This window comes from Ruegeria sp. O11, assembly GCF_056535285.1.
This window is the reverse complement of sequence record NZ_JBQERS010000006.1, coordinates 17,783-42,086: the sequence shown is the minus strand read 5'-3', so window position 1 is coordinate 42,086 and position 24,304 is coordinate 17,783. Positions and strand designations below refer to the sequence as shown.

22 protein-coding genes are annotated in these 24,304 nt (G+C 56.0%); 8 read left to right on the top strand and 14 right to left on the bottom strand.

Translation table 11 applies throughout. The features are described 5' to 3' along the window. Window positions 1-18 precede the first annotated feature (18 nt). The 4 genes from ACRZ91_RS12995 to ACRZ91_RS12980 are packed head-to-tail and all read right to left on the bottom strand — an operon-like array spanning window position 19 to window position 4,593. On the bottom strand, window positions 19-1,515 hold the full coding sequence (locus tag ACRZ91_RS12995; protein WP_480905989.1) for a phosphomannomutase/phosphoglucomutase: 1,497 nt from the start codon (window positions 1,513-1,515) through the stop codon (window positions 19-21). A 15-nt stretch (window positions 1,516-1,530) separates the two neighbouring features. Further along, complete coding sequence (gene kdsA, locus ACRZ91_RS12990; protein ID WP_480905986.1) at window positions 1,531-2,364, bottom strand: 3-deoxy-8-phosphooctulonate synthase; 834 nt, start codon at window positions 2,362-2,364, stop codon at window positions 1,531-1,533. A 5-nt stretch (window positions 2,365-2,369) separates the two neighbouring features. Continuing rightward, the gene (locus tag ACRZ91_RS12985) at window positions 2,370-3,956 is read right to left on the bottom strand and encodes a KpsE/RkpR family capsule polysaccharide export protein (protein ID WP_480905984.1); all 1,587 of its coding nucleotides are present in this window, start codon (window positions 3,954-3,956) and stop codon (window positions 2,370-2,372) included. Continuing rightward, entirely contained in the window at window positions 3,934-4,593 is a 660-nt protein-coding gene (locus ACRZ91_RS12980) for an ABC transporter ATP-binding protein (protein WP_010441839.1), read from the bottom strand. Before ACRZ91_RS12980 ends, ACRZ91_RS12985 begins: the two co-directional genes overlap by 23 nt. 209 nt (window positions 4,594-4,802) lie before the next feature. Here ACRZ91_RS12980 and ACRZ91_RS12975 point away from each other — a divergent pair, with 209 nt between their 5' ends. Together ACRZ91_RS12975 and ACRZ91_RS12970 are read left to right on the top strand one after the other, a co-directional pair. Further along, window positions 4,803-5,390 (top strand): uracil-DNA glycosylase family protein, encoded by a 588-nt coding sequence (locus ACRZ91_RS12975; protein WP_480905980.1) that lies wholly within the window; start codon window positions 4,803-4,805, stop codon window positions 5,388-5,390. Continuing rightward, on the top strand, window positions 5,383-6,171 hold the full coding sequence (locus tag ACRZ91_RS12970) for an SseB family protein (protein ID WP_480905978.1): 789 nt from the start codon (window positions 5,383-5,385) through the stop codon (window positions 6,169-6,171). The genes ACRZ91_RS12975 and ACRZ91_RS12970 overlap by 8 nt, the downstream gene beginning before the upstream one ends. 9 nt (window positions 6,172-6,180) lie before the next feature. Here ACRZ91_RS12970 and yghU read toward each other — a convergent pair whose 3' ends face one another. Continuing rightward, window positions 6,181-7,056, bottom strand: coding sequence for a glutathione-dependent disulfide-bond oxidoreductase (gene yghU, locus ACRZ91_RS12965; protein WP_480905975.1), 876 nt, complete (start codon window positions 7,054-7,056; stop codon window positions 6,181-6,183). Window positions 7,057-7,299: 243 nt separating this feature from the next. On the opposite strand from yghU, the gene ACRZ91_RS12960 reads away from it, so the two are divergent. Further along, window positions 7,300-7,818, top strand: coding sequence for a YHS domain-containing (seleno)protein (locus tag ACRZ91_RS12960; RefSeq protein WP_010441843.1), 519 nt, complete (start codon window positions 7,300-7,302; stop codon window positions 7,816-7,818). A gap of 60 nt (window positions 7,819-7,878) precedes the next feature. Here the strand turns inward: ACRZ91_RS12960 and ACRZ91_RS12955 are convergent, their stop codons facing one another. Then, entirely contained in the window at window positions 7,879-8,541 is a 663-nt protein-coding gene (locus ACRZ91_RS12955; RefSeq protein ID WP_480906345.1) for a J domain-containing protein, read from the bottom strand. 203 nt (window positions 8,542-8,744) lie between these two features. Next, window positions 8,745-9,611 (bottom strand): methylenetetrahydrofolate reductase [NAD(P)H], encoded by an 867-nt coding sequence (gene metF, locus ACRZ91_RS12950; RefSeq protein ID WP_480905972.1) that lies wholly within the window; start codon window positions 9,609-9,611, stop codon window positions 8,745-8,747. Between the two features lie 94 nt (window positions 9,612-9,705). Between metF and ACRZ91_RS12945 the strand changes: the two genes are divergently transcribed. Together ACRZ91_RS12945 and ACRZ91_RS12940 are read left to right on the top strand one after the other, a co-directional pair. Continuing rightward, a complete protein-coding gene (locus tag ACRZ91_RS12945) occupies window positions 9,706-10,611 on the top strand; it encodes a LysR family transcriptional regulator (RefSeq protein ID WP_170541201.1) in 906 nt (301 codons plus the stop codon). 95 nt (window positions 10,612-10,706) lie between these two features. Next, window positions 10,707-11,492, top strand: coding sequence for an inositol monophosphatase family protein (locus ACRZ91_RS12940; protein ID WP_010441847.1), 786 nt, complete (start codon window positions 10,707-10,709; stop codon window positions 11,490-11,492). Between the two features lie 56 nt (window positions 11,493-11,548). Here ACRZ91_RS12940 and bhcD read toward each other — a convergent pair whose 3' ends face one another. From bhcD to bhcA, 4 genes are all read right to left on the bottom strand, one after another. After that, window positions 11,549-12,514 (bottom strand): iminosuccinate reductase BhcD, encoded by a 966-nt coding sequence (gene bhcD, locus ACRZ91_RS12935; RefSeq protein ID WP_480905968.1) that lies wholly within the window; start codon window positions 12,512-12,514, stop codon window positions 11,549-11,551. Window positions 12,515-12,589: 75 nt separating this feature from the next. Continuing rightward, window positions 12,590-13,753 carry a 3-hydroxy-D-aspartate aldolase BhcC gene (gene bhcC, locus ACRZ91_RS12930; RefSeq protein ID WP_319545027.1) on the bottom strand — a complete coding sequence of 388 codons (1,164 nt, stop codon included), beginning with the start codon at window positions 13,751-13,753 and terminating at the stop codon, window positions 12,590-12,592. An 11-nt stretch (window positions 13,754-13,764) separates the two neighbouring features. Beyond that, on the bottom strand, window positions 13,765-14,736 hold the full coding sequence (gene bhcB, locus ACRZ91_RS12925) for a beta-hydroxyaspartate dehydratase BhcB (protein ID WP_480905965.1): 972 nt from the start codon (window positions 14,734-14,736) through the stop codon (window positions 13,765-13,767). Window positions 14,737-14,747: 11 nt separating this feature from the next. Next, window positions 14,748-15,938, bottom strand: coding sequence for an L-aspartate--glyoxylate aminotransferase BhcA (gene bhcA / locus ACRZ91_RS12920; RefSeq protein ID WP_480905962.1), 1,191 nt, complete (start codon window positions 15,936-15,938; stop codon window positions 14,748-14,750). A 203-nt stretch (window positions 15,939-16,141) separates the two neighbouring features. Between bhcA and ACRZ91_RS12915 the strand changes: the two genes are divergently transcribed. Beyond that, the gene (locus ACRZ91_RS12915; protein ID WP_170472781.1) at window positions 16,142-16,963 is read left to right on the top strand and encodes an IclR family transcriptional regulator; all 822 of its coding nucleotides are present in this window, start codon (window positions 16,142-16,144) and stop codon (window positions 16,961-16,963) included. 7 nt (window positions 16,964-16,970) lie between these two features. Here the strand turns inward: ACRZ91_RS12915 and ACRZ91_RS12910 are convergent, their stop codons facing one another. Together ACRZ91_RS12910 and putA are read right to left on the bottom strand one after the other, a co-directional pair. Next, window positions 16,971-17,714 carry a rhomboid family intramembrane serine protease gene (locus tag ACRZ91_RS12910; protein ID WP_480905959.1) on the bottom strand — a complete coding sequence of 248 codons (744 nt, stop codon included), beginning with the start codon at window positions 17,712-17,714 and terminating at the stop codon, window positions 16,971-16,973. A gap of 42 nt (window positions 17,715-17,756) precedes the next feature. Further along, window positions 17,757-21,155, bottom strand: coding sequence for a bifunctional proline dehydrogenase/L-glutamate gamma-semialdehyde dehydrogenase PutA (gene putA / locus ACRZ91_RS12905; RefSeq protein WP_480905956.1), 3,399 nt, complete (start codon window positions 21,153-21,155; stop codon window positions 17,757-17,759). A 103-nt stretch (window positions 21,156-21,258) separates the two neighbouring features. On the opposite strand from putA, the gene ACRZ91_RS12900 reads away from it, so the two are divergent. Then, window positions 21,259-21,744, top strand: a complete 486-nt coding sequence (locus ACRZ91_RS12900) for an Lrp/AsnC family transcriptional regulator (protein WP_260022948.1) — start codon at window positions 21,259-21,261, stop codon at window positions 21,742-21,744. A gap of 31 nt (window positions 21,745-21,775) precedes the next feature. Then, the gene (locus ACRZ91_RS12895; protein WP_480905953.1) at window positions 21,776-22,333 is read left to right on the top strand and encodes a tetratricopeptide repeat protein; all 558 of its coding nucleotides are present in this window, start codon (window positions 21,776-21,778) and stop codon (window positions 22,331-22,333) included. Window positions 22,334-22,393: 60 nt separating this feature from the next. On the opposite strand, the gene ACRZ91_RS12890 is transcribed toward ACRZ91_RS12895, so the two are convergent. Beyond that, window positions 22,394-24,283, bottom strand: a complete 1,890-nt coding sequence (locus ACRZ91_RS12890) for a PhoX family protein (RefSeq protein ID WP_480905950.1) — start codon at window positions 24,281-24,283, stop codon at window positions 22,394-22,396. Window positions 24,284-24,304: the final 21 nt, after the last annotated feature.

The following is a 24,304-nucleotide window of genomic DNA, read 5'->3' as shown; positions in this document are numbered from 1 at the left end:
GCGCCCTTGTTAGGTGGGCTAGATGGTTTGATCGTACTCGCCAACGCCGGGCTCGGTGCGAATAACGGCATCAATATCGGCGAAAATCGCCCGCAATTCGTCTTCGCTTTCGCTGCTTTCGCAAACCACCACGAGGTTCGGAGTATTCGACGAGGCGCGCACCAGCCCCCAGCTGCCATTGTCCAGAATGACGCGCGCGCCATTGACGGTCACAACCTCTTTGATCGCTCGGCCCGCAAAGGTTTCGCCAGCATCGGCCATTGCGACCAACTTATCGACGAGGCGCTGCAAGATATCATATTTCTCGGTATCCGCTGCATAAGGTGACATGGTGGGTGTTGACCACGTCTTGGGCAGCGCCTTGCGCAGGTCCGACATGCTCTGATCTGGGTTGCGGTCCATCAGCTTGCAGATTTCCACCGCCACGCGCATCCCGCAGTCATATCCGCGCCCGACCGGCTCAGCCAAGAAATAGTGGCCCGATTTTTCAAACCCGGCCAGCGCACCGATTTCCTTGACCCGGCGCTTCATGTGGCTGTGGCCGGTTTTCCAATAGTCGGCTTTTACACCATGAGCTTGCAGTTCAGGGTCGCTGGCGAAAAGTCCGGTAGATTTCACATCGGCCACAAAGGTCGAATTCGGATAAATCTTGGCCAGATCGCGGGCCATGATGACGCCAACCTTGTCGGCAAATATCTCTTCGCCTTCGTCATCTACAACGCCGCAACGATCCCCATCGCCATCAAAACCAAGCGCCAGATCGGCGCCGCTGGCTTTGACTGTATCGGACATGTCATGCAGCATTTCCATCGCTTCGGGGTTTGGGTTGTAGTTGGGGAACGTATAATCCAGATCGTTGTGGCTTGGCACAACTTCAACACCGATCCGTTCGAAGATCTCGGGCGCAAAGGCAGCGGCAGTTCCATTGCCGGTGGCGCAGACCACCTTCAGCGGACGGGACATTTTGAAGTCACCAACCAGATCGTCGATATAGGCCTCTTTCACACCGTCGACGAATTCATATGACCCGCCGGGGCGCGCATCACCATCACCGTTCAGGACGATGTCGCGTAGTTCCGACATTTCGTCAGGGCCGTGGGTCAGGGGGCGATCAAAGCCCATTTTGACACCGGTCCAGCCGTTCGGGTTGTGACTTGCCGTGACCATCGCAACCGCCGGTACGTCCAGATGAAACTGTGCAAAATAAGCCATCGGGCTGAGCGCCGGGCCGATATCCTTCACCTGAATGCCCGCCTGCATAAGCCCAACGATCAGCGCGTTTTTGATCGACAGGGAATAATCGCGATAATCATTGCCCACCGCAATCACGGGTTCGATCCCGCGTTTGTGCATCTGAGTGCCCAGACCCAAGCCCAGGGCGGTCATACCTGGCAGATTGATCTCATCGGGGTATTTCCACCGCGCGTCATACTCGCGAAAGCCCGTGGGCTTGATCATCGGGTCGCGCAGATAGCTCCAGGTGTTTGGGGTCACCTCACTGAAGGGTTTGGTCATTACAAATCTCAATCGTTAAATCTGAATTGGGTTTTCTTTGGCCAGCGCATCAAATCGCATCAATGTGTCAACCAGATGGCCCATCTGATCCAGAGGGATCATGTTCGGCCCATCTGAGGGTGCGGTGTCAGGATCCTGATGGGTTTCTATGAAAACGGCTCCGACGCCCAGAGACACAGCGGCACGCGCCATCACTGGCGCAAACTCACGCTGTCCTCCTGAGGAACCGCCTTGGCCGCCGGGCTGTTGCACCGAATGGGTTGCGTCCATGACGACCGGATATCCGGTTTGTGCCATCTGCGGCAGCGACCGCATGTCCGCGACCAGCGTATTGTAGCCAAACGAAGTTCCGCGCTCGGTCAGCAGGATGTTCTGATTGCCAGTGCTTTCGATCTTAGTAACGATATTGGGCATTTCCCACGGGGCGAGAAACTGTCCCTTCTTCACGTTGACCGCTTTTTCAGTATTGCCTGCCGCCAGCAGCATGTCCGTCTGACGACACAGAAACGCAGGGATTTGCAGGATATCGACAGCCTCGGCTGCAATCGCGCATTGGGCTTCGGTATGAACATCGGTCAAAACCGGAATGCCCATGGTTTTGCGAATGTCGTCCAACACCTTCAGCCCAGCATCAATGCCCATACCACGCTTGCCGGACAGCGAGGTCCGGTTGGCTTTGTCATACGAGGCCTTGAATACATACTGCGCCCCGGCAGCGTCGCATGCCTCTTTCATGGTGCCCGCGATCATCTGGGCGTGATCGGCGGTTTCAAGCTGGCAAGGGCCAGCGATGATGGTCAGCGGAAGGTCGTTGCCAACCATGAGGTCGGCGATTTTTACATGTTTCATGAGTCTTACGAGGATACCTGTTCACGAAGGACCGACGCGGTAAGCGAGATCATCAGGTAGATACCAGCAAATAACAGGAAAGCCAAAATCGTATTTTCGAACTTGCGCGGATAGCTGGGTTCCTGGCTGGCAACAGGGTTCACCGAGACGGTCAGATACCGCACTTTCCGGTTGGCCTCGGTCCGTGTGGCTTCCATTTGCTGCATTGCCGTTTGCAGCATCATGTCTCGGGCCGCTAGATCGGCCTGTGCCATCTGAATACGTACGCTCAGACGCGCCAGCGAATTTTCGCCTGCTGAAGCATCCAGCATCTCAGCATTCAATTCTGACAGCACTGCCTCCAGCCGTTTAATATCTGCACGCGTGCCGTCCACTTTAGCTTTGTTGGGCCGTGCATTGTCGAGAAGGGCGGCCAGTTGCAATTCTTTATCCTGCAGCTCAATTTCAAACTGATCGATTCTGGCACGCAAGCTGGCGATCACGCTTTGCGGATCCAGTATGGCACCCTGCAACTGCAATTCGATCAGGTCTTCCTGTGCCTGCCTGCGCGCTTCTTGCGCGGCTTCAAAGCCCGCCAATGCATCACGCATTTGATCTTCGCGTTTCAGCTCGGTCAGACCATTAATCCTCTCCTCAGCGTAAGAGATCAGACGATTGGATAGATCGACCGAGATTTCAGGGCTGGGCGCAGCGACCTCCATGCGAATGACACCATCACTAGGGTCGTACCCGATCGTGATCATTCGCTTAAAAAGCTTGTAAGTTTCTTCAAGCGTCGCATCAGAGGGCAAACGTTGGATCGGATCAATATTGTCTTGCTGAAAGAACTCAGCAAACCCGACATCCCGTTCAAGGCGTTCCAGCGCGTCCTTGGATTCCAAAAACTCCTGAGTGGATACCGAATCCTGTGCCGTTGCAAACTGTGTCCCCGCGAGGAAGCCACCGAAAGAGGCCCCTCCGCCGTCGGCTTGCAAAATCGAAAACACGGAATCGCTGGCGTACATCGGCGTTGCGACCCGATAGAAATAGTATCCCACAATGAATGTAGGCAGGATCACAAAGGCCGTTAGCCGCGTAAATAATGCAACAAGTTTGCGGCGCCGTCTGCGGGCGATGTCTTTCTGGATTTGCCCGATCTCATATTCGCGGCGTTGGGCCGGGCTGAGCTCTGGACCTGGCAGGTTTTTTTGAGTTTCTTTGGCTGTCTGAGGCAAGTGAATTTTAATGTTATCTTGCGTCGCTTTGTCGTCGGTTGAATTGCGTTGATCGTAAGCTGCAAGATCTAGCAGATTGGAACGCTGAAACGGATCAATCCCTTTCTTACGCAACAGTCGCACTGCGTCATAATCAGAGGTTGCCGCCAACCCATTCTTGTGGGCAAGCCGTCTGGCGACCCGCAATTGCCGCCCGGTTAACCCTTCGCGCTTGATTGCGTCCAATTCGGTCCCCGGCTGCTGCGCGTCTGTGCCGGAACCAGAGGCCTGAGTCGCCTTGCGAATACGATCGATCGCATCCGAGCGCGCCTCAGCAGTGCCAGCTCCGCGCGCTGCGCGGTCAGGGTTGTATTTTCTAGCCTTGGGCTTGGTAGTCATAGAGCTGCTTCGCCTCTTCCAAGGTTTCAAACATATAAAGCTGACCATCCACCAAAACAGCAGCTTGGCGCGCGAATTTCTCGAGGGTTGATGGATTGTGTGACACGATTACCAAGGTTGTTGTCCGAAGCTTCTCTTTCAGGATATCGCCGGCTTTCTTGTTGAATTCCACATCTGTGGTCGAGGGCATCCCTTCGTCAATCAGATACATGTCGAAATCCAAAGCCAACATTAGCGCAAAGGTAAATCTAGCGCGCATACCGGACGAGTAGGTGCCAAGCGGCTGGTCAAAATACTCACCCAGATTGCACAGCCATTTACAATAGGCTTCGACATAATCAGGGTCCATGCCGTAGATCTTGGCGATCGAGCGCGCATTCTCGAGCGCTGACAGGCGTTTGGCGACGCCCCCGGTGAAGCCCATGGGGAAAGACACACGGCAATCCCGTCGAATTACACCTTCGTCCGGTTTTTCCAACCCCGCCATCATATTGATCAATGTGGTTTTGCCTGTTCCGTTCGGGGCCAGGACCCCAAGGGAGGTGCCCAGTTCGACACGGAACGACACCTGATCCAGAATCACTTTGCGGCGGGTTCCGGTCCAGAATGACTTGCTGACATTTTCGAATTCCAGCATTTGCGGCCTGTCATCGTACTGTTTTGTTATGGCTCGAAGGTGTGTGTGCTACGGGTCCATGTTGGCCACATTATGTCGAAATATGAAACAAATGATCAATGCGGATCCCGCGATATGACATTGAAGTGTTGCCAAGTTAGGTGCTGTTGGCTCCGACCGTGTTCATTCCTATCTTAATCGAGTGTTCAATGCGGGAACGATTCAATCCGATGAAGTCGCTAATTAAGGATATCGCAGAGTGCCGACTTTGCGCGGACAGGTTTGCGCAGACGGCTACCGCGCACAAGCCGCGCCCGGTTGTCTGGTTCCATTCCGGTGCACGAATTCTGATCGCGGGTCAGGCACCGGGGGCTCGGGTGCACCTGTCGGGAAAGCCCTTTACCGATCCTTCGGGTGATCGCCTAAGGGATTGGTTGGGACTGGACGAACAAGGCTTTTATGACCGCTCGCGGGTATCGATTGTGCCGATGGCATTTTGTTTTCCTGGATATAATGAGCGTAAGGCCGACCTGCCACCACCGCCGATATGTGGGCGCACATGGCATGAAAAAGTGATGAATGCGCTGGGAGAGGTGCCGCTGACAATCCTCGTTGGCGGTCACGCGCACAAATACCATCTGGGTGTGAAAACGCCGGTCACCGAGACCGTCAGCCGTTGGAGAGACCATGCGCCGCAGGTCTTTGCCTTGCCTCACCCGTCTTGGCGCAATACGGCTTGGCTGAAGAAAAACCCCTGGTTTGAGGCCGAGCTTTTGCCGGTTCTTCGGCAACGGGTGCAAGAGGTTCTGAATGACTGAAACCACAGCTTTAGATGCTGCACATGCCGCTATGCTTGCAGCGCCAGAAGACGATTCAGCACGGCTGCGTTTCTTTGAAAGGTTAGCCGACAGCGAGCTGTTCCTGATGCTGTCGGAAGAGGCCAGGGACGAGCATATTTCGCCTGAACTCTTCGATGTGGCTGATGGCCGTTTCGTGCTGGCCTTTGATCTTGAGGAACGTTTGGCAGAGTTCGCAGGGCATCCGGTTCCGTATGTTGCTCTGTCCGGGCGTGTCTTATCCGGAATGCTGTCAGGGCAAGGAATTGGTTTGGGCCTGAACCTTGAGACCGCGCCGTCATCGATGTTGATCCCGACCGAGGCATTGGGCTGGTTGGAAAGCACGCTGCAGCACGGCCCGCAAGAAGTGCAGCAGAGGCTTACTGAATTTCGCCCGCCCGCCGGTCTGCCAGATAAATTGCTGACTGCACTTGATACCAAGCTGGCGACTGCAGCAGGCCTCGCCACTGCGGCTTTTCTAGTGGGAACGAAGACGGATGATGGCGGTCGGGGCCATCTTTTGGGATTTGTCTCGGCAGTTGAAAACGCGCAGCCTGCTCTGGCGCGCGCCGTTTCTGAGGCGCTGACATTTTCGGGGATTGAGGCGGGTGCATTGGATGTCGGGTTCTTTGAAGCAGAGGATCCGGCAGCCGCCGCGCTGGCAAAGGTCGGGCTTAGGTTCGATTTACCCCAGCCACAGGCTCCGAAAGTTGAAAGGGCCGCCCCGGGCAGTAACCCCGAGCGGCCCCCGATCCTGAAATAACAAAGCGCGTTAGTCTGCCGTTTCCAGTTTATCCTGTGTACGCGTCTCAAAGTCGCTTGCGTCGTGACGTTCGTGCAATTGAGTGTGTGGTTCGCCAAATGGGCGATTGACCATCCGACCACGCTGAACCGCTGGGCGCGCATCGATTGCTTTGGCCCACCGCATTACGTTCTTGTAGCTTTCGACATCAAGGAATTCCGCCGCATCGTATAGACGGCCCAGAACCAGTTGTCCGTACCAAGGCCAGATAGCCATATCGGCGATCGTATATTCTTCGCCAGCGATATAGGTCTTTTCAGCAAGTTCCCGATCCAATACGTCCAACTGGCGTTTGGCTTCCATGGCGAAACGGTCAATCGGGTATTGCCACTTCTCAGGGGCGTAGGCGTAGAAGTGGCCAAAGCCGCCACCCAGATAGGGTGCGCTGCCCATCTGCCAGAATAACCAGTTCATAACCTCAGTCCGTTTCGCACCACTCGCGGGTAGAAACTCACCGAACTTCTCTGCCAGATGCATAAGAATTGAGGCACTTTCGAACACGCGCACAGGTGTTTCATCCGAATGATCCCAAAGCGCGGGAATTTTCGAGTTGGGGTTGGCTCCGACAAAGCCCGAACTAAACTGGTCGCCTTCGCCAATATTGACCAGCCAGGCATTGTACTCTGCCCCACTGTGGCCCAGAGCCAGCAGCTCTTCGAGCATTACAGTGACTTTGACGCCGTTGGGTGTGGCGAGCGAATAAAGCTGCAGAGGGTGCTTTCCGACCGGAAGGTCCTTATCATGTGTGGCCCCAGCAATTGGCCGGTTGATATTGGCAAATTGTCCGCCGCTTTCACTGTCCCACGTCCAGACCTTAGGAGGGGTATAGGTGGATTGTTCGCTCATATCATGCCTTTCCTGCGTTGCTGGCCAATGGACCGCTAAATCAACAGCTAATATTGCAGAACTCAGAGTCCAACCCCAAACACCGCGGGAATTTTGTAACAATCCCCCGGATACACCTCACAATTCCCAATTCGTTTTCACAGCGGCGCGAGTGGGTCTTCGCGCGAGGCCAAAAACACCTATTGTCTGAGCAGCCCCGTAGCACGGGTGCCCAGAAACCGATAGGACATGAGGACAATTCACATGAAACGCTTTGCACTGACCCTTGCAGCGACGATGGCTTTCGCCATGCCTGCATTCGCAGGAGATCAATATGTCGATGGTACCGGATTTGCGGTGTCAGGGTATGACGTCGTTGCCTATCGCGACTTGGATCAAGTTGCCGTGGGTCAATCGCAGCCCGAGGCAGTTCGCGGCCGGTCTGACATCACTGCCGATTATAACGGTGCGACCTGGGCATTTTCGACTGAAGAAAACCGCGACAAGTTTCTCGAAAATCCGGCCTATTATGCGCCGCAATATGATGGACACTGCGCCTATGGCGTGTCGCGTGGCGGCAAGGTTCCGGCCAACCCGAACCTGTGGCGGATCGTCGATGACAAACTGTATCTGAACATCACCGATGTAGTCGTCGGCTTTTGGGAAGAGGACGTACCCGGCAATATCAATTTGGCAGAAGGCAACTGGCCGGGTATCGAACCCGACGCGGCGTCTACCAGCGTGATCCCGAAATTTACTTCGGAAGGTCCAGTGTCCAACTGATATTGGTGGAAAAAAATAAGCCCGGCCTTAACAGCCGGGCTTTTTTTCTGGCAGGTTCTCTCAGCCTGCCAACTCAAACAAATCCCGCATTTGCTGGTCTGCTTCAAACCGAATCCTAACGTTTCGGGCACCGGGAAACTTCCGTTCGCGTATAGGGTCGGGAATGACAATTTCACCCGAACCCGCAACTTTGGATTTAAATGTCAAAATCTCGGTTTCAGTTTTTCTGCAACTTGCCAGAACCGATGTTGGCAAGGCGACTCGGTTTTCACCCTCACAGACAGAAGACGCGACGAAGTAAGTCAGGTCACGTCCGAAACAGCCGATTGCATCTGGCACATGGTCATATGACTGGTCTTGGTCGTCGCTTGTCGCGGCGTGGTCAATCGCAGACATATCTGAAAGCACGTATTCGGGATTCAGCAAATCACGGCAAGCTTTGATCTCATCGGCGTCCAGTTCGATCACACGTTTCTTTAGGCGTGGACGACGTGGTGTCGACGAACTCGTCACGCCCTTTCGGGTCAGACCCTCGCTACGCAGAAAATCGTAAGCCGACTTGGCTTTGGAAAAAACCGAATGGTCACCATCTGTATGATCAGGGTGATCATGAAAGGCGATATTGCGCCAGGCGTCTCTGATGTCGTTTGCGTTGGCGTGGATAGGCAGGCCAAGAACCTGCAACGCTTCTGCCCGAGCCTTAACTTTGCTCACTGGCTCCATACTGATAACACTCATTAAAACTACACTGAGCTCAGAGTGCCATCGATCACATTATTGTCAAATTTTCTTAGATATTAGCGTTAATCCCAGCAACAGTTTCTGGAATCAATTCTGGATTGTCGCCCGCGCTCTAATCGGCGTGCCGCACATCGGTAGTGGTGGGTGTGCCCAGCGACAGATTTGCCACCGGACAGGCCACAAGTTCAAGCGACGTTCTGCAATTCGGTCTGAGGTGTAATACCCAATGCGAAACACGCATCGCGGGTCAGTTCAGGGCGATTGAGCGTGTAGAAATGCAACTTGTCCACACCACCTTCGATCAGGTCCGAGCAGAGTTCGGTGCAAAGCGCAGTGGCAAGAAGGTCTTCGCGATCGTCGCGGATCGCCTTCTCAAATGCATTTTCGATCCACTCGGGTACTCGGGTTCCACAGCGTTTTGCGAAGTTGCGTGCCCCTTTCCAGTTTTCGATTGGAAGAATTCCGGGCACGATTGGTTTATCAATGCCTGCTTTTTCGCAAGCATCCCGGAACCGGAAAAAAGTCTCGGCTTCGAAAAAGAACTGGGTTAGCGCTTCGTCCGCACCCGCGTCCAGTTTTGCCTTTAGCCAATCCACATCGGTTCGGGCGTTCTGTGCCTCGGGGTGGATGTCAGGATAGGCACCGACGCGAATACTGAACATCTCCGTTTCTGCCAGCGCGGATATCAATTCGACCGAATTGGCAAATCCTTCCGGATGTGGCTGAAACCGGTCCTGTCCCTTAGGAGGATCGCCGCGAAGCGCGACGATATCCTGAACGCCTGCGCGTGCGAACGTATCGGCAATCTCAAGGGTTTCTTGACGCGAGGCATCTACACAGGTCAGATGCGCGGCAACGGGCAGGCCTGAAGATTTGTGCAGGGTTGCAACCGCATCGCGTGTCAGTTCGCGCGTCGTGCCCCCTGCGCCATAGGTGACGGATACAAAGCGAGGGTTCAACGGAGCCAGCGTCTGCACCGTATCCCACAGGCGAAACGAGGCCTCCAGCGTCTGGGGTGGGAAAAATTCGAATGAGATCTCAGGCTTGGTCATAATGGCCTCGTAACTGTCATTTACGCCCTTGTGCCACCTGAGGCGTTGTGAGACAAACTCATATTATTCAACAACAACATGAGTCACGCAGCATATGCATATTGAGTTCCGACATCTGCGGACGATCAAAGCCATCCACGAATGTGGTGGTCTGGCGCGTGCTGCTGATCAATTAAACATTACCCAGTCAGCATTGAGCCATCAGATCAAGGGCTTGGAAGATCAAGCCGGGGTTGAATTGTTCCTGCGCCGGTCTAAGCCAATGAAACTGTCTGCGGCCGGTCTGCGACTGTTGCGGCTGGCAGAGCAAATTCTGCCGCAGGTCGAGGCAATGCAGGATGAGTTTTCATCGCTGCGCGACGGTCGCACCGGGCGTATGCATATTGCGATCGAATGTCACGCTTGTTTCGAATGGCTGTTCCCTGTGCTCGAAGCCTTCCGAAAATCCTGGTCTGATGTCGATGTAGACATTCGCCCAGGTCTCGCGTTCGACGCGCTGCCTGCGTTGCAGAAGGAAGAGGTTGATCTTGTGGTCTCTTCCGACCCTGAAGATTTGCCGGGTGTCGAGTTTATAGAACTCTTTGACTATCAAGCCGTGTTTGTTGCGGCGTCCTCGCACCCGCTGGCTGATAAACCATTCATAGATGCCGAAGACTTTCGCGGTCAGACACTGATCACCTATCCGGTCGAACGGACACGTCTGGACGTATTCAGCCAGTTACTAATCCCGGCTCGTGTTGAACCAGCCTCAATCCGTCAGGTTGAACTGACAGCTGTGATCCTTTTGTTGGTTGCGTCGAACCGAGGTATTTCTGTTCTGCCGGATTGGGTCGTGCGTGAGGTAAAGTACAATTCAGACTATGTAACCCGCCCACTGACCAAAGATGGGATCACCCGCAGGCTTTATGCTGCAGTACGCAGTGAGGACCTTGAAAAACCCTTTGTGCAAGAGCTGGTAAAACTGGCCCGGACTGAGGCGCGCAAGCTGCAGACGCAATAGCGCCAGACGCAGATCAGCCATGCGCATCATTCCTCTTGGCAAGGGCGCGTTGCCCCAGTATACGCGCGGCTTGACCGGACAGGAGCCTATTTAAAATGGTTGGCAGTGCAAATCTCAACATCATGATCAAAGCCGCGCGGAAAGCGGGGCGTTCTCTGGTCAAGGATTTTCGTGAAGTCGAGAACCTGCAGGTGTCGATGAAGGGCGCAGGCGACTTTGTGTCCAAGGCCGACATTGCGGCCGAAGCAATTTTGAAAGAGGAACTGCTGGGTGCCCGCCCGACCTATGGCTGGCTGGCCGAAGAGGGCGGTTCGATCGATGGCGAAGACCCGACCCGCCGCTGGATTGTTGACCCGCTGGACGGGACCACCAACTTCCTGCACGGCCTGCCGCATTGGGCAGTCTCGATCGCTCTCGAACACAAGGGCAAGATCGTCTCCGGTGTGATCTATGACCCAGCCAAGGACGAGATGTTCTTTGCCGAGAAAGGCGAGGGTGCGTGGATGAACGACATGCGCATTCGTGTCTCGGGACGGCACCGCATGATCGAGTCGATCTTTTCAACCGGTTTGCCATTCGGCGGCCGTTCGGACCTGCCTGCGACCCTTCAGGATCTCGCCCGTTTGATGCCAGCCTGTGCTGGTGTGCGCCGCTGGGGTGCGGCTGCTCTGGACATGGCTTATGTTGCCGCAGGTCGTTATGAGGGCTTCTGGGAACGCCGGCTCAACGCGTGGGACGTGGCAGCGGGCATCATCATCGTGAAAGAAGCAGGCGGGTTCGTTCAGGCGCTGAACCCCGAAGGCAGCGTGCTTGAAGATGGCGAAGTAATTTGTGCGAATGAGCCGATCTTTGACAACTTTGCCAAAGTGATCCGGGGCTGAACGGCTCTTCCAGCGTAATAGATGAACGCGCGCCCGATTGGAGCGCGCGTATTTGTCTAGAAATCCACTTCGATCGCGATCCCTTGCTCAACAGCAAGCTCGACCACAGCGCTTGCGACGGCCAAGTCCTGCAACCCGACGCCCGTTCCATCGAATAGTGTAACTTCTTGATCGGATTGTCGTCCGGGATGTGTGCCATTGATGACTTCACCAATCTGCCGGATATCGGTTTCGGTTTTCGATCCACTGGCGACTGCGTGCTGACATTCGCCCAGTGTGATGGACTGAGCGACCTCATCCGTAAAGACAGTGGCGCGGTTGATCAGGTCGACCCCGACTTCTTGTTTGCCGACCGTATCGGTGCCCATGCAGGCGACATGTGTGCCGTCTGATACATGATCCGACATCAGGGTAGGCGCAAATGACGATGTAATCGTGATGATCACATCCGCCTCGACCATGCCGGGCAATTCAACAGCTTCAAAGGGCAGGCCAGCCTCAGAAGCGACTTCTTCGATGTTGGGCAACATATCGGCGTGCAGATTCCAGCCGATGACCTTCTCAAACTCTCTTTGCTCCAACGCAGCACGCAATTGGAACTTGGCCTGATGACCCGCACCGACCATGCCGATCACCTTGGCGTCCTTACGTGCCAGATGGTCGATGGATACGGATGAGGCAGCCGCCGTGCGCAGGGCCGTCAGCAAATTGCCTCCGACAATCGCCCTCACCCGGCCCGTATCAGGATCAAACAGGAATACGGTGGATTGATGATTGATCAGCCCGTGCGTTTCCAGATTGTTGGGCCAATATCCACCGGCCTTGAGGCCAAGCGTCATGCCCGCCCGATCAAATCCGCCCTTGAAGCCATAAAGCGCGTCTGCATGGCCAATGGCTTCGCGCACGACTGGAAAATTATAGGCATCTCCTGCCGCCATTGCGGCAAATACCTGTTCGATCGCCTCGTAGCTTTCGTTGCGGCCCAGCAGAGCGCCGATTTCCTTTTCAGGAACGATGATCATCTATTTTGCCTTTCGATAGTTCTGATGATCCACGGTTAGACAGGCGACCTGAGCCGCCTGCCTTTCCTGTTATGATCAATAGGCCTTGCCGCGTGCCGAGACTGGCCAAAGCGCTTCGACTTTTCCGTTCCGCACACCAACGTACCAGTCATGGACATTGCAGGTCGGGTCGCAATGCCCCGGTACAAGCCGTAATCTGTCGTTTACCTTCAACGCGCCGTTTGGATCACCGATGACCCCGTGCTCGTCCGAACATTTGAGGTATTCCACATCGTCGCGTCCAAATATGAAGGGCAGGCCGCTATCGACTGATTGCGCCTTAAGACCTGCATCACAGATCGCCTTGTCCGCTTTGGCATGGCTCATCACGCTGGTCAGAATGAACAGAGCGTTTTCCCATTCACCTTGGTCAATCCGGTTGCCATCCTTATCCAGAATTCGGCCATAATCGGCATCCATGAAGGCGTAGGACCCACATTGCAGTTCATTATACACGCCTGAGTTGGCCTCAAAGTAATACGATCCTGTCCCACCGCCCGAGACCAGCTCGCAGTCGATACCAGCGCTCTTTAGGCCGTCATATGCGTCTTCGACCATAGCGATGGCGGCATCCAGTTTCTCTTTTCGGGCCTCATAGGTATCAAGGTGCTGCATCGCGCCCTGATAGGCCTGAATGCCAGTGAATTTCAGGTTTGGCGCAGCTTCGGCAGCCTTGGCGATGGCAACGACATCCTCGGTCGTTGTTACCCCACACCGACCGGCACCGCAGTCGATTTCAACGAATACTTCCAGATCGGTGCCGTGGCGTTGCGCCGCTTCGGACAGGTCGGAGATATTCTCGATGTCATCGACGCACACAATCGTACGCGCACCCAACTGAGGCAAGCGTGCCAAACGATCGATCTTGGCCGGATCGCGCACTTGGTTGGACACCAAAATGTCTTTGATACCACCACGTGCGAACACTTCGGCTTCGGACACTTTCTGGCAGCAAACGCCAACGGCACCGCCCAGCTTTTCCTGCAGCTTCGCCACATCTACCGATTTGTGCATCTTGCCATGCACCCGATGGCGCATCCCATGGGCCTTGGCGTAATCGCCCATCTTTTTGATGTTCCGCTCAAGCGCGTCCAGATCGAGGATCAGGCAGGGCGTCTGAATTTCACTTTCATCCATACCGATTGCGGCAGGGATGTCGTAGCCAACTTCAAGCTGATCAATGTTCATCGGTTTATTCATCCTGTTTCTCCTTACCCGTTGAGCCAGGGCAGTTTGTCCAAATCCACGTTGCCACCTGTGATGATCACTCCGACCCGCTTGCCTCGGAATGTGTCAGGGTTCTTGATAATGGTCGCAAGCGGGACAGCTGAAGATGGCTCCATCACTACCCGCAGGTATTTCCAGGTGAGCTTCATCGCGTCGATGATTTCTTGTTCGGAGGCGGTGAAGATGTCGGTCACGTAGTTTGAAACGAAGTGCCAGGTGTTTTCCTTGAGCGGCACCAACAGACCATCGGCCACCGTTTTCGGGGCATCATCCGCGATAATGTGACCTGCTTTGAATGAACGGTACGCATCGTCCGCCTGCTCGGGTTCAGCCGCGTAGATTGCGGTTTCCGGCGCCAGGTTTGACACAGTCAGGCAAGTGCCCGAGACCATGCCTCCGCCCCCGATCGGTGCGATTACCGCATCCACACCATCCGTTTGCTCCAGCAACTCGGCCGAACAGGTCGCCTGACCAGTGATGACGCGCGGGTCATTATAAGGGTGTACGAATTCGCCCCCGGTTCTGGCCTGAATCTCGGCGAACGTTGCTTCGCGGGAAGAGGTTGAAGGCTCGCATTCGGTGATCGTACCACCATAGCGACGTACGGCATCTTTCTTGGCTTGCGGAGCTGTTCGCGGCATGACCACATTACAAGGAATACCGCGGCGACCCGCAGCATATGACAGAGACAGTGCGTGGTTTCCGCTGGAATGGGTGCAAACGCCCTTGGTTGCCATCTCATCGCTTAAACCAAAGACAGCGTTGCTGGCTCCGCGCACTTTGAAAGCGCCGGCCTCTTGAAAGTTCTCACACTTGAAGAACAGCTGTGCGCCAGTCAGGTCATTTAGGTAGTCAGAAGTCATAACCGGTGTGCGCCGAATATGTGGCCTGATCCTTTCATGCGCTACCCGCATATCTTCGATAGTCAGGTCAGCAACTGGGATTTGATCCAACATTAGGGTCCTCCTCAGGCTGCAGCTTTGGCGTGGCCGGATGTTCCAGCGCGATAAAATTCTTGTGCCGCCGCGACGCCGCTGCCCAGCTCAATTGGATAATTCAGATCGGCCATCGCCATTTCTATCGTGGCCAAACCTGACAGAACCATCACATCCGTCAGACTGCCCAGATGGCCGATGCGGAAGGCTTTGCCATTCAACTCTCCCAACCCGATGCCGAACGAGACGCCGTAGGAGTTAAAGGCATGGTCGGTCAGTTCGTTACTGTCGAACCCTTCGGGCACATAGATCGCGCTGACAGTATCAGAATATAGGTCCGGAGTCTGCGCGACGAGTTTCAGCCCCCATGCGTTGGCCGCGCGTCGAACCCCTTCGGCCAGGCGCGTGTGGCGGGCATAAACATTGTCCAGTCCTTCCTCGAACAACATCTTCAGGCTTTCGCGCATACCGTAGATCAGTTGCAACGGAGGCGTGTAAGGAAATCCACCCGAGGCATTGGCCGCCATCATGTCACGAAAATCAAAGAATGTCCGGGGCAGGTTCGCAGTTTCCATTGCTGCCAGCGCCTTGGGGCTAACACACAGGATTGCCATGCCGGTCGCCAGCATGAACCCTTTTTGCGATCCCGAGACAGCGATATCGACGCCCCACTGATCGAATTCAAATGGCATCGAGGCCAGCGAGCTGACGCAATCCACAAACATCATCGCTGGATGATTTGCCGCGTTCATAGCGTGCCGTACGGCGCTGATGTCAGAACGCACTCCGGTTGCTGTTTCATTGTGGGTTATCAAAACGGCCTTGATGTCGTGCGCTTTGTCAGCTGTCAGGATCGCTTCAAAGCGGTCTGCAGGTGCACCAGTCCCCCACTTGCATTCAACGATCTGAACGTCCAGCCCATGCCGTTCGCATAGGTCAATCCAGCGGTGACTGAAAACGCCGTAACGCGCGACCAAAACCTTGTCTCCTGGGCTGAGCGTATTAGTGATCGCTGCCTCCCAACCCCCGGTGCCGCTGGCGGGGAAGGTGATGATCTGACCCTCGGTCGTGCCGAAGACTTTCTTTGTATCCTCCAGCACCGGGGCGAAAGTTTCAACGAAATCCGGGGCGCGGTGATCTTGTGTCTGCACCTGCATGGCAAGGCGCAAGCGATCAGGTATGTTGGTTGGGCCCGGGATAAAGACCGGGTTTTGGTTCGACATGACTCAATCCTCTGCTTTGGAAATAAGTGTCGCTAAAACGGGCTTAGGTTGCAATTTTCTTGAAAAATATTTTCATTTTATTCATTAAATATATAAGGCGCTGAAATGGATGGGAATTTAGTTTCTCAATTTTATTGCCATGGAATTGCGATCTGAAAAAATTGAACCAGTACGGACACTAATATCGGAAGGTGAGCTAAAAAATGGAGTCTCAGAAAAGGCCTCGTGGTCGGCCGAAATCGATGTTCAAGGAAAGCTCAGCCGGAACCATGCAGTCGCTGGACCGAGCGCTGGGCGTACTTACAACCGTCGCCGGGCTGGAACGTGTCGCGCTAAGTGACCTGGCGCGCAAGGTCGATGTACCAACTGCCACCACGCACCGTATTCTGGTGACATTGCAGAAGCACGGGTTCGTCAGTTTCGACGAAGAGCGGCAAGAGTGGATGGTCGGTATCGAAGCCTACCGGACTGGTGCATCTTTCCTTCGACGCAATAACGTTCTCGAGATTGGTAGGCCGATCCTTCGTCGTCTGATGCTGGACAGTGGTGAGACCGCTAATCTGGCGGTGCCTGATGGGCCAGAAGTTGTCTTTGTCGGGCAGGTTGAAACACAAAATCCGATCCGGGCCTTCTTTCCGCCAGGTGCGCGAACTCCAATGTATGCTTCGGGTACGGGAAAGGCGATTCTGGCTGCTCTGAGCGAGGATGGTTTAAACAAGGTGTTGGCTCGGACTGACTTGATTGCCTTTACCGAGAACACCAATCTCCCCCAAGCAGGTCTGCATGACGATCTGGCGGAGACCCGTAGGCGCGGCTGGTCTTACGATCATGAAGAGCGATATGAGGGCATGTCCTGCATTGGCGCGGCGATCTTCAATGATCGCGCCGAACCCTGCGCAGGCATCTCAGTGTCCGGCCCAACTGTGCGGTTCAGCCTCGATCGCGCGCCTGAGCTGGGTATGCTGGTACGAAACGCGGCACAGGAGATTACCCATCTGAGTGGAGGTAGATCGCCCAGCCAGTGATCCGCGATTACTTACGCGGCACTTTGGGAATACGTGATTGCGACAGCTTATACTTGTGTCCCGGGTGTGGAGGATGGCCATGGGTGCGGTCCCAGAATCCAGGGCCTCCGCGCTTGAGCCAAAGAGGGACACACAGGATCAGGCCAACAAAGAACCCTCCGGTATGGGCCCAATAGGCAACGCCACCCTCATCAGGATTGCTGGACAGGCTTCCAAAGAACTGAAGGCCCAGCCAGACCCCAAGCATGACAAAAGCCGGGATGGTGAATATCCGAATATAGACAATCAGGATCAAAAGGATATCGACGCGCGCCTTTGGGAAAAGCAGAAGATAACCGCCCATGACCCCGGCAATTGCGCCGGAAGCGCCGATTGTCGGCACCAAAGAGCCAGGTGCCGAGACAACGTGAATAAGCCCCGCGCCGATTCCCGCCAGCAGATAGAATACAAGAAACAGAACATGCCCCATTTCATCTTCGAGATTATCGCCGAAGATCCATAGAAACAGCATGTTCCCGGCCAAATGCATCCAGCCCCCGTGCAGGAACATTGAAGTCACAAGCGTCTCGAGCCCATAGCCGTCGGTGATCCGTGCAGGAATGACGGCGTAGTCGAAGTAGAGCCGATTCATGGCCCGCGCATCGCCCATGATCCCTACATAGCCGAGGAAGATCAGGATATTTGCCGCCAGAAGGGCATAGACGACATACGGAGTACGCCCCGAAGGGTTATGATCGCGGATCGGAAACATGGCGCGACGCTGGGCTTTTCACCGCCCAGCGTCAAGGCCCGGTTATGCCGCACCTCCGAGTAGGGCGGCATTACCTCCAGCAGCGGTCGTGTCGACGCAGACATGGCGTTCGCCAAGAACACGCGCACGGTCAGGATGACCGGGTATCAGCGGGATAATCGGACCATTGCGTCGGGCTAGATGCTGCTCGATCTGGCGGGCGGTGTCGTCGTCGCCCCACCACAGAACGCCCGAGAAACCGGTCAGGTTTTCAAGCCGGTGTAGATCCAGCGCTCCGGCCATCCGGACTGCCGTTCCGCCCAAGCCTATAACAGCCTGCGCCTGTGCCTCGGCTGCATCGGGTCCAGGGCCCATACACAAGAGTGGATCACGCGCATATTCGGTCAATCGGTTTGATTCGCCAGTTGGGCCGGGCAGCGATTGCGTGCGAGGTGGGGCAGGTTGTCCTTCGGGTGCGTTCATCTCTGCCGCACTGTCCCAGTGTCCCGAAGAATTCTGCCGATCCGTGGCGCAGAACCGCGCCATATAATTCGGTCCGCCTGCTTTGGGCCCTGTGCCCGAAAGGCCCTCACCACCGAACGGTTGTGAGCCCACGATTGCGCCGATCTGGTTGCGGTTGACATAGATATTGCCGGCGTGGATCGCTTCGGTCACATGCTGCACGCGATCGTCGATCCGTGTGTGTAAGCCGAAAGTCAGGCCATATCCTGTGGCGTTGATTTCTGCGATAACCTTGTCGATCTCTTGTGCCTTGAAACGGGCGACATGCAACACCGGCCCGAATATTTCACGTTCTAAGGCTGAGATGCCGGGGATTTCGATCAGAGTTGGTGCGATGAACGTACCTTCGGGTGGGGTAGAGAGTTCTTTCAGAACCCGCCCCTCTGCGCGCGCTTTGGCGACGTGATCTGCGATACCCTGACGAGCCTGCTCGTCAATGACTGGGCCACAATCGGTTGAGATCAGCCAAGGGTCGCCAATTTGCAGAGCGTCCATTGCCCCTTGCAGCATTGTCAGAACATCCTCGGCGATATCCTCCTGCAGATAGAGACAGCGTAGGGCGGAACACCGTTGTCCCGCTGACTGGAAAGCGCTTTCGATGATCGATTGCACGGCTTGCTCCGGCAAGGCGGTGCTGTCCACGATCATAGCGTTCAGGCCGCCGGTCTCGGCGATCAGAGGTGTGCCGGGACGCATATGCTGGGCCATTGCAGACCGAATTTTCAATGCGGTTGCGGTCGAACCGGTAAAGGCCACACCCGAGACGCGTTCGTCCGACGTCAGCGCTGCACCCACTTTTGGTCCTCCGGGCAACAATTGCAGAACATCGCGCGGGACGCCTGCTTCGTGCATCAACTGAACAGCGCGATGTGCTATGAGGGGCGTTTGCGGGGCAGGGGCGGCGAGCACGGCGTTGCCAGTTACCAGCGCGGCCGAAATTTGCCCCGTGAAGATCGCCAGAGGGAAATTCCAAGGGCTGATACAGGTGAAAATCCCGGCTGGCTTGGCCGCCGGAATATTGGCGGCGTAATAACGTAGGAAGTCGACTGCCTCGCGTAGCTCGGCAACCGCATCGGGTACAGATTTCCCGGCTTCGCGAGCGAGCAGGGCGAATAGCTCGCCGTAGTGCGCCTCGTAGAGGTCGGCGGCTTTGTTCAGGATTTCAGCGCGGGTGGCTGCCGTGGCCTGCCATGGGCAGGCACTGGCAAGCGCCAGCTCGACATCGGTCGGACTGGCAACAGCGACTGAGCCCGGGCGGTCCTGCGGCCGGGCCGGGTTGATAACAGGCAATTCTGACTGGGGCTGAGCGTCGTCCGAAAGCAATGGCCGGGCGTACCAGTGATGGGCGCGGTAAGCATCGCGCGCAATGTCGACCCGGTCCAGTGTTGGCGTATGATGCAAATCGAACCCTTTCGAGTTCGGACGCTCGGGTGCAAACAATTCTGGTCCGGTCGGCAGTGGTTTTGCAGGTTTCTGAACGGCTTGGAACGGGTCTGCCGCAACAATTTCCGGTTCGACATCTTCATCAACAATCTGGTTGACGAAGGACGAATTCGCCCCGTTCTCCAGCAGACGCCGCACCAGATAGGCCAACAGGTCACGGTGCGCGCCGACAGGTGCGTAGATACGGCAGCGGGCGCTCTGCTTGTCGCGCACGATCTGATGCAGGGTCTCTCCCATTCCGTGCAGGCGCTGGAATTCGAACGGTTGGTCGTCAGCCATATGCAGGATTGCACTGACCGTATGGGCGTTATGGGTGGCAAATTGCGGATAGATGCGGTCGGTCATATCCAGCAACTTGCGAGCATTGGCGATGTAGGACACATCGGTCGCTGCCTTCTGGGTGAAGACCGGAAACCCATCGACGCCTTCGACCTGGGCGCGCTTGATTTCGGTGTCCCAATACGCGCCCTTCACCAACCGCACCATCAGCTTGCGGTCATGACGTTCGGCCATCTCGTAGAGCGTATCCAACACGAGACCGGCGCGGGGGCCGTAGGCTTGTACGACAATGCCGAACCCGTCCCAGCCTGCCAGTGCAGGCTCGGCCATGACTTCTTCGATGACCTGCAGCGACAGAGAGAGGCGATCGGCCTCCTCTGCGTCGACATTCAGCCCCATGCCCGCGGCCTTTGCAAGCAGTGCCAGAGCCCGAAGGCGGGGAACCAACTCCTCCATGACCCGCTGTTCTTGCGCCAGTTCATAGCGGGGGTGCAGCGCGGACAGCTTGACCGAGATACCGGGGTTTTCGCGGATGTCTTTGTGGGTGCAGGCTTCGGCAATGGCGGCGATGGCACGGGAATAGGACAGATGATAGCGGGCGGCGTCGGCTTCGGTCCGTGCGGCTTCGCCCAGCATGTCGTAGGAATAGGTGTATCCTTTGTCCTCCATCCCCGCAGCGCGCTTCATGGCGGACTGAATGGTCTCGCCCAGAACAAATTGGCGCCCCATTTCTTTCATCGCGCGACCCACGGCAGTTCTGATTACCGGCTCGCCCAAACGTTTGATTGCCCCGCGCAAAGCGCCCACCGGCGAAGTTTTGTCCTCATCCAGAACGCGCCCGGTCAGCATCAGCGCCCATGTTGAGGCGTTCACCAGCGACGAGGATGATTGTCCCAAGTGCTTGCCCCAGTCCGATGGCGCGATCTTGTCTTCGATCAATGCGTCGATAGTGTCCGCGTCGGGGACACGCAGCAGTGCCTCGGCAAGACACATTAGCGCGACGCCTTCATCGGTGGACAGGCCGTATTCGGCTAGAAACACCTCCATCATACCGGGCGACGTGCTGGAGCGAATGTCGCGCACGAGCTGCGCTGCCGCCTTACAGATGTCGGCGCGGTCAGTTTGTGACAGGTCGGCTTGAGCGATCAAAGCGTCCAGCACGGTGGATTGCTCGACGTAGGTTTGGGTATCGATTTTGGTGCGCAGGCTATGTGACATGTGTACTCCGGGGCTTTTGTCTAATATAACTGGCCCTGAGCGGGAGAATGGACTGAATTTTTTATTCTGATAGTCGAATAGACCGAATTTACGGGGGCAGATGATGCGAAACGACTTGTCCGGTCTTGATCAGTTCGATCAGGCCATCCTCACGGCGCTGGCCGAGGATGGTCGCATTTCGGTAACAGATCTTGCGCGCAAGATCGGCCTATCGAAGTCCCCGACACAAGCACGACTCAAGCGGCTTGAGGCGGACGGGATCATCACAGGATACCGGGCCATGCTTGATCCGATCCGTTTGGGCCTTGATCATGTTGCCTTTGTCGAAGTGCGTCTGACGGATACACGCGAAAAGGCGCTGGCTGAGTTTAACGCGGCTGTGCGTAAGGTTGCCGAGATTGAACAGGCCCACATGATCGCGTCAAACTTCGATTACCTGCTCAAAATACGTACCCGTTCGATGTCGGAATACCGCACTGTTCTGGCCGAAAAAATCTCATCCCTGCCGCATGTTGCGAATACCTCTACTTTCGTGGCGATGGAGGCGGTGAAAGAAACGGGGTTACTCGCCCCGCTAGAAAACGGTTGACCTATGGGTTCTGGGGGTCAGGTTAGAGGGGATGAAACTCGCATTTGCCGTTTTCCTTGCCGTCTCTGCTGTGCAGGCCACCGCTGACTGCCCGGTCGCACCCGACCATACCTCTGGGATCGACTCTCTGATCGCGCAGGCTCAAGATGCTTCGACCGAGCAAGAAGCGCGAGGCATCTCCAGCCAGATGTGGCAGCTCTGGACCGATGCTCCCGATGCGAGGTCGCAAACCTTGTTGGATCGTGGAATGTCCATGCGTGAGGCCTGGAATTTGGCTGGAGCGTTGGCAGAGTTCGATGCTCTCGTTGCTTACTGTCCTGAATATGCCGAAGGGTACAACCAGCGCGCCTTTGTCAATTACTTGCAGCAAAACTATGGGGCGGCTCTGATTGATCTGGACCGGGCCATAGCGCTCTCGCCGAACCATATTGCGGCGCTCAGCGGGCGGGCATTGTCGCTGTTGGGGCTGAAGCGCTTGGATGAGGCACGCGCGGCGCTGAACCATGCACTGGAATTGAACCCCTGGCTATCCGAACGTGCGCTGCTTGCCCCGGGTGGCCTGCTTGACCCGCCGGGCGAGGATATCTGAACCAAAGCAGAAAACGCCCCCGAACCCGAGTTCGAGGGCGATCTCACTCATTGGACCGGTTTAGCCAACAAGCCCGTTATCGGTACGTTTGATCGCGATCACCGATGAGCGTGGCGTACCGCCATCGGGCCAATTGCTGCCGGGGTGCTGGATGCCCACGAACATGGTACGCAGATCGGTAGACCAAGCCAGGCCGGTGACCTCGCAGCCATTAGGACCGGTCATAAAGCGCACGATCTCGCCGGTGACCGGATCACCAACCAACATCTGGTTATTGCCATTGCCAGCGAAATCTTCTTCGTTGTTATCTTTGCCATCCGTCTGAATCCAGACCAGACCTGTCGAGTCGATCACCATACCGTCTGGCGAGTTGAACAGGTTGCCCTCATTCACGTTCGCTGACCCAGCGCGGTCGTCCGAATGTACGGTCGGGTTTCCGGCCATGACATATAGGTCCCAATCAAAGCCTGTGGCCGCGTGATCCTCATTCGCAGGGCGCCAGCGCACGATTTGACCGTATTTGTTGGCGTCGCGCGAGTTTGGACCGTTGGCCGAGGTGTCATCCCCACCGGCATTTGGCTTCACGCCGCGGTTCTTGTTGTTGGTCAAACAGCAATAGGCCTCAACCGCAACAGGGCTTGAGGCCACCCATTCCGGGCGGTCCATGGTGGTGCCGCCCACTGCCGAAGCGGCCATACGGGTAAAGATCAGGATCTCGGCCGCATCCATACCTGTAGAATCGGGCGTCAAAGGCAGCCACTCACCGCTCATGTCGTCGTTAAATTTGGCGACAAAAAGTGTTCCGTCGTTCAGCAGATTTTCGGTGTCGACACCGGGAGCGTAGGCAGCGTTCGAGACGAATTTGTAAAGGTACTCGCCGCGCTCATCGTCGCCCATATAGACCACGACACGACCGTCGGCCGCCAGCGCCACCTCGGCATTTTCGTGCTTGAAGCGGCCCAGACCGGTGTGCTTGACCGGGGTGCTGTCGGGCTTGGTCGGGTCGATTTCAACGATCCAACCTGCGCGATGTGGTTCGTTAGGGTTTTTCGAGGTGTCAAAGCGTGGATCAAACAACTCGTATCCATTCCAGCTTTCGGCCTTGATGCCATAGCGCTTCATGCCATCTGCAACCCTCTGGTCGTAGCGGGCATTTTCATCAGAGGAGCCGAAATAACCGTTGAAATTCTCTTCGCAGGTCAAGTAGGTGCCCCAAGGCGTCTTACCCGAACCACAGTTGTTCATCGTACCCAGCGCCGCGGTGCCGGTGGGATCAGCTTCGGTCTTCAGCAACTCGTGCCCCGCAGCAGGGCCGGCGATCCTCATCGGCGTATTGTGGTGGATCCGGCGGTTGAAAGGACTGTCCTTTACGGCCACCCAGCCCTCAGGGCCTTCCTTGATCTCCATCACGGTCACGCCCTGAATGTTCTGGAGTTTCAGAACGTCATCTGCGCTGGCAGGCACTCCCTCCTGTGCGGCAGGCAGGTTTATCTTTCGGTTCGGATATTCGTGGTTGATCGCGATCAACTCGTGACCCTGGAATGAAAAAGTTTCTATCCCATCGGTGTTCTCACCAAAGATCTTGTCAGAGTTCTCAACAGAACCGCCATCGGTCAGATCATAACCGTCCGCTTCCGAAAACAGCGGATCACCCCAGCGCATTAGCATCTTCCACTCATAGCCTTCGGGCACGTGGACGGTGCCATCGGTCTGCGCAGGGATCGGGGTGAAGGCAAAGCGCGAAGCTCCAACAGCCTGTGCTGCGGTTGAGGTCAATAGGCCTGCACCCATGGCTGCAGCACCCGATCCGAATGCTACAACACCCGCCAGAAATCCGCGGCGAGAGATGGCACTTTCGACGACGCGATCAAAATCGTTTTCCTCGGGGCGAGGGAAGTGCAGCTCATCCCAATCATCGGCGGACATGTTTGTAGGATCGAAGTCTTTCATGGATAGCTCCTGGCTGTCGGA

What these genes read in the sequence shown, in the direction of transcription:
- ACRZ91_RS12915 (WP_170472781.1), top strand. Translation starts at nt 16,142, where the DNA reads ATGGAGTCTCAGAAAAGGCCTCGTGGTCGGCCGAAATCGATGTTCAAG.
- kdsA (WP_480905986.1), bottom strand. Translation starts at nt 2,364, where the DNA reads ATGAAACATGTAAAAATCGCCGACCTCATGGTTGGCAACGACCTTCCG.
- ACRZ91_RS12910 (WP_480905959.1), bottom strand. Translation starts at nt 17,714, where the DNA reads ATGTTTCCGATCCGCGATCATAACCCTTCGGGGCGTACTCCGTATGTC.
- ACRZ91_RS12900 (WP_260022948.1), top strand. Translation starts at nt 21,259, where the DNA reads ATGCGAAACGACTTGTCCGGTCTTGATCAGTTCGATCAGGCCATCCTC.
- ACRZ91_RS12975 (WP_480905980.1), top strand. Translation starts at nt 4,803, where the DNA reads ATGAAGTCGCTAATTAAGGATATCGCAGAGTGCCGACTTTGCGCGGAC.
- bhcA (WP_480905962.1), bottom strand. Translation starts at nt 15,938, where the DNA reads ATGTCGAACCAAAACCCGGTCTTTATCCCGGGCCCAACCAACATACCT.
- ACRZ91_RS12955 (WP_480906345.1), bottom strand. Translation starts at nt 8,541, where the DNA reads ATGGAGCCAGTGAGCAAAGTTAAGGCTCGGGCAGAAGCGTTGCAGGTT.
- yghU (WP_480905975.1), bottom strand. Translation starts at nt 7,056, where the DNA reads ATGAGCGAACAATCCACCTATACCCCTCCTAAGGTCTGGACGTGGGAC.
- ACRZ91_RS12980 (WP_010441839.1), bottom strand. Translation starts at nt 4,593, where the DNA reads ATGCTGGAATTCGAAAATGTCAGCAAGTCATTCTGGACCGGAACCCGC.
- ACRZ91_RS12995 (WP_480905989.1), bottom strand. Translation starts at nt 1,515, where the DNA reads ATGACCAAACCCTTCAGTGAGGTGACCCCAAACACCTGGAGCTATCTG.
- bhcD (WP_480905968.1), bottom strand. Translation starts at nt 12,514, where the DNA reads ATGATCATCGTTCCTGAAAAGGAAATCGGCGCTCTGCTGGGCCGCAAC.
- ACRZ91_RS12985 (WP_480905984.1), bottom strand. Translation starts at nt 3,956, where the DNA reads ATGACTACCAAGCCCAAGGCTAGAAAATACAACCCTGACCGCGCAGCG.
- ACRZ91_RS12960 (WP_010441843.1), top strand. Translation starts at nt 7,300, where the DNA reads ATGAAACGCTTTGCACTGACCCTTGCAGCGACGATGGCTTTCGCCATG.
- ACRZ91_RS12970 (WP_480905978.1), top strand. Translation starts at nt 5,383, where the DNA reads ATGACTGAAACCACAGCTTTAGATGCTGCACATGCCGCTATGCTTGCA.
- bhcB (WP_480905965.1), bottom strand. Translation starts at nt 14,736, where the DNA reads ATGTTGGATCAAATCCCAGTTGCTGACCTGACTATCGAAGATATGCGG.
- metF (WP_480905972.1), bottom strand. Translation starts at nt 9,611, where the DNA reads ATGACCAAGCCTGAGATCTCATTCGAATTTTTCCCACCCCAGACGCTG.
- putA (WP_480905956.1), bottom strand. Translation starts at nt 21,155, where the DNA reads ATGTCACATAGCCTGCGCACCAAAATCGATACCCAAACCTACGTCGAG.
- ACRZ91_RS12940 (WP_010441847.1), top strand. Translation starts at nt 10,707, where the DNA reads ATGGTTGGCAGTGCAAATCTCAACATCATGATCAAAGCCGCGCGGAAA.
- bhcC (WP_319545027.1), bottom strand. Translation starts at nt 13,753, where the DNA reads ATGAATAAACCGATGAACATTGATCAGCTTGAAGTTGGCTACGACATC.
- ACRZ91_RS12945 (WP_170541201.1), top strand. Translation starts at nt 9,706, where the DNA reads ATGCATATTGAGTTCCGACATCTGCGGACGATCAAAGCCATCCACGAA.
- ACRZ91_RS12890 (WP_480905950.1), bottom strand. Translation starts at nt 24,283, where the DNA reads ATGAAAGACTTCGATCCTACAAACATGTCCGCCGATGATTGGGATGAG.
- ACRZ91_RS12895 (WP_480905953.1), top strand. Translation starts at nt 21,776, where the DNA reads ATGAAACTCGCATTTGCCGTTTTCCTTGCCGTCTCTGCTGTGCAGGCC.